At 53.8% G+C, this 3,267-nt stretch carries 2 rRNA genes; both read left to right on the forward strand.

The annotated features are described in order from the left end of the window. Positions 1 to 22 precede the first annotated feature (22 nt). A 23S ribosomal RNA gene (locus tag GGQ67_RS24945) occupies positions 23 to 2,924 on the forward strand. 224 nt (positions 2,925 to 3,148) lie between these two features. Continuing rightward, a 5S ribosomal RNA gene (gene rrf / locus GGQ67_RS24950) occupies positions 3,149 to 3,263 on the forward strand. Positions 3,264 to 3,267 lie beyond the last annotated feature (4 nt).

The raw sequence follows: 3,267 nt of genomic DNA on the forward strand, positions 1-3,267 counted from the left end.
GATGAGCATTGGCAATGAGAACGATTAAGTGTCGTAAGGGCATTTGGTGGATGCCTTGGCATGCACAGGCGATGAAGGACGTGATACGCTGCGAAAAGCCGTGGGGAGCTGCGAATAAGCTTTGATCCATGGATATCCGAATGGGGAAACCCACCTTAGATGCTTGGAAAATCTTTCTGGTTGTCGGACCTTTGGTCCGACGTTACGGCGAACGATCGCCGACGGCCTCTGGCCTGTATGGGAACTTCCTCTACAGCGCGGAGCGCGTCGCCGGTCGTCCGGCGTTAGAAACCTGAAAGGTTTCCAAGCATTGTGATAAGGTATCAACCCTTGAATAAAATAGGGGGTTAGAAGCGAACTCGGGGAACTGAAACATCTAAGTACCCGAAGGAAAGGACATCAACCGAGACTCCGCAAGTAGTGGCGAGCGAACGCGGACCAGGCCAGTGGCAATGAGGAATAAAGCCGAACGACTTGGAAAGGTCGGCCGTAGCGGGTGATAGCCCCGTAGGCGTAGAACACTCATTGTCCTAGAGTAGGGCGGGGCACGTGAAACCCTGTCTGAACGTGGGTAGACCACTATCCAAGCCTAAGTACTCGTGCATGACCGATAGCGAACAAGTACCGTGAGGGAAAGGTGAAAAGCACCCCGACAAGGGGAGTGAAATAGAACCTGAAACCGGATGCCTACAAACAGTCGGAGCCCGCAAGGGTGACGGCGTACCTTTTGTATAATGGGTCAACGACTTAGTGTAACAAGCAAGCTTAAGCCGGTAGGTGTAGGCGAAGCGAAAGCGAGTCTGAATAGGGCGATTTAGTTTGTTGCATTAGACCCGAAACCGAGTGATCTAGCCATGAGCAGGTTGAAGGTTGGGTAACACCAACTGGAGGACCGAACCCGCATCTGTTGCAATAGATTGGGATGACTTGTGGTTAGGGGTGAAAGGCCAATCAAACTCGGAAATAGCTGGTTCTCCGCGAAATCTATTTAGGTAGAGCGTCTGACGAATACCCCGGGGGGTAGAGCACTGGATGGGCTATGGGGACTCACCGTCTTACTGATCCTAACCAAACTCCGAATACCCGGGAGTACTATCAGGCAGACACACGGCGGGTGCTAACGTCCGTCGTGAAAAGGGCAACAACCCTAACCTCCAGCTAAGGTCCCCAAGTCATGGCTAAGTGGGAAAGGATGTGAGGATCCCAAAACAACCAGGATGTTGGCTTAGAAGCAGCCATCATTTAAAGAAAGCGTAACAGCTCACTGGTCTAAATAAGGGTCTTTGCGCCGAAAATGTAACGGGGCTGAAGCCATGCACCGAAGCTGAGGATGTGCAGTAATGCACGTGGTAGCGGAGCGTTCCGTAAGCCTGTGAAGGGACAGTCGTGAGACATCCTGGAGGTATCGGAAGTGCGAATGTTGACATGAGTAACGATAAAGAGGGTGAGAGACCCTCTCGCCGAAAGACCAAGGGTTCCTGCTTAAAGTTAATCTGAGCAGGGTTAGCCGGCCCCTAAGGCGAGGCGGAAACGCGTAGTCGATGGGAACCACGTTAATATTCGTGGGCCTGGTGGTAGTGACGGATTGCGTAACTTGTATTCACTTATTGGATTGTGGGTGCAGGGAAGCGGTTCCAGGAAATAGCTCCATCATTATAGACCGTACCCGAAACCGACACAGGTGGTCAGGTAGAGTATACCAAGGCGCTTGAGAGAACTATGTTGAAGGAACTCGGCAAATTGCACGCGTAACTTCGGAAGAAGCGTGACCCCATTTTAGGCAACTGAGATGGGGTGGCACAGACCAGGGGGTAGCGACTGTTTATCAAAAACACAGGGCTCTGCGAAGTCGCAAGACGACGTATAGGGTCTGACGCCTGCCCGGTGCTGGAAGGTTAAAGGGAGAGGTGCAAGCTTTGAACTGAAGCCCCAGTAAACGGCGGCCGTAACTATAACGGTCCTAAGGTAGCGAAATTCCTTGTCGGGTAAGTTCCGACCTGCACGAATGGCGTAACGACTTCCCCGCTGTCTCCAACATAGACTCAGTGAAATTGAATTCCCCGTGAAGATGCGGGGTTCCTGCGGTCAGACGGAAAGACCCCGTGCACCTTTACTATAGCTTTACACTGGCATTCGTGTCGGCATGTGTAGGATAGGTGGTAGGCTTTGAAGCGGGGACGCCAGTTTCCGTGGAGCCATCCTTGAAATACCACCCTTATCGTCATGGATGTCTAACCGCGGTCCGTTATCCGGATCCGGGACAGTGTATGGTGGGTAGTTTGACTGGGGCGGTCGCCTCCGAAAGAGTAACGGAGGCGCGCGATGGTGGGCTCAGACCGGTCGGAAATCGGTCGTCGAGTGCAATGGCATAAGCCCGCCTGACTGCGAGACTGACAAGTCGAGCAGAGACGAAAGTCGGTCATAGTGATCCGGTGGTCCCGCGTGGAAGGGCCATCGCTCAACGGATAAAAGGTACGCCGGGGATAACAGGCTGATGACCCCCAAGAGTCCATATCGACGGGGTTGTTTGGCACCTCGATGTCGGCTCATCGCATCCTGGGGCTGGAGCAGGTCCCAAGGGTTTGGCTGTTCGCCAATTAAAGCGGTACGTGAGCTGGGTTCAGAACGTCGTGAGACAGTTCGGTCCCTATCTGCCGTGGGTGTAGGAATATTGACAGGATCTGTCCCTAGTACGAGAGGACCGGGATGGACATATCTCTGGTGGACCTGTTGTCGTGCCAACGGCATAGCAGGGTAGCTACATATGGAATGGATAACCGCTGAAGGCATCTAAGCGGGAAACCAACCTGAAAACGAGTATTCCCTATCAGAGCCGTGGAAGACGACCACGTTGATAGGACGGGTGTGGAAGCGCAGCAATGTGTGAAGCTTACCGTTACTAATAGCTCGATCGGCTTAATTGTTCTCATTGATAATGCTCATCAAAGCGCCAAGGGCGCTTCGATGATGCATCATCTCTTGTCCTGACGCGCTAACGCGCTGCGGACGGCCCGCCGGACTGCCGGCGACGGCCTCTGGCCTGTATGGGTGCCACACGCATCCGCACAGACGGGAAGAGAAAGACGTGTTCAAGACAAAACGAGGCCTAACAGGCCTCACCAGCTTCTCAATTGTTGCGCTTCGCTGACCTGGTGGTTATGGCGGGGCGGCTGCACCCGTTCCCATTCCGAACACGGCCGTGAAACGCCCCTGCGCCTATGGTACTTCGTCTTAAGACGCGGGAGAGTCGGTCGCTGCCAGGTCTGC

This window comes from Rhizobium metallidurans (assembly GCF_014196505.1).
GTDB classification, from domain to species: Bacteria; Pseudomonadota; Alphaproteobacteria; order Rhizobiales; family Rhizobiaceae; genus Rhizobium; species Rhizobium metallidurans.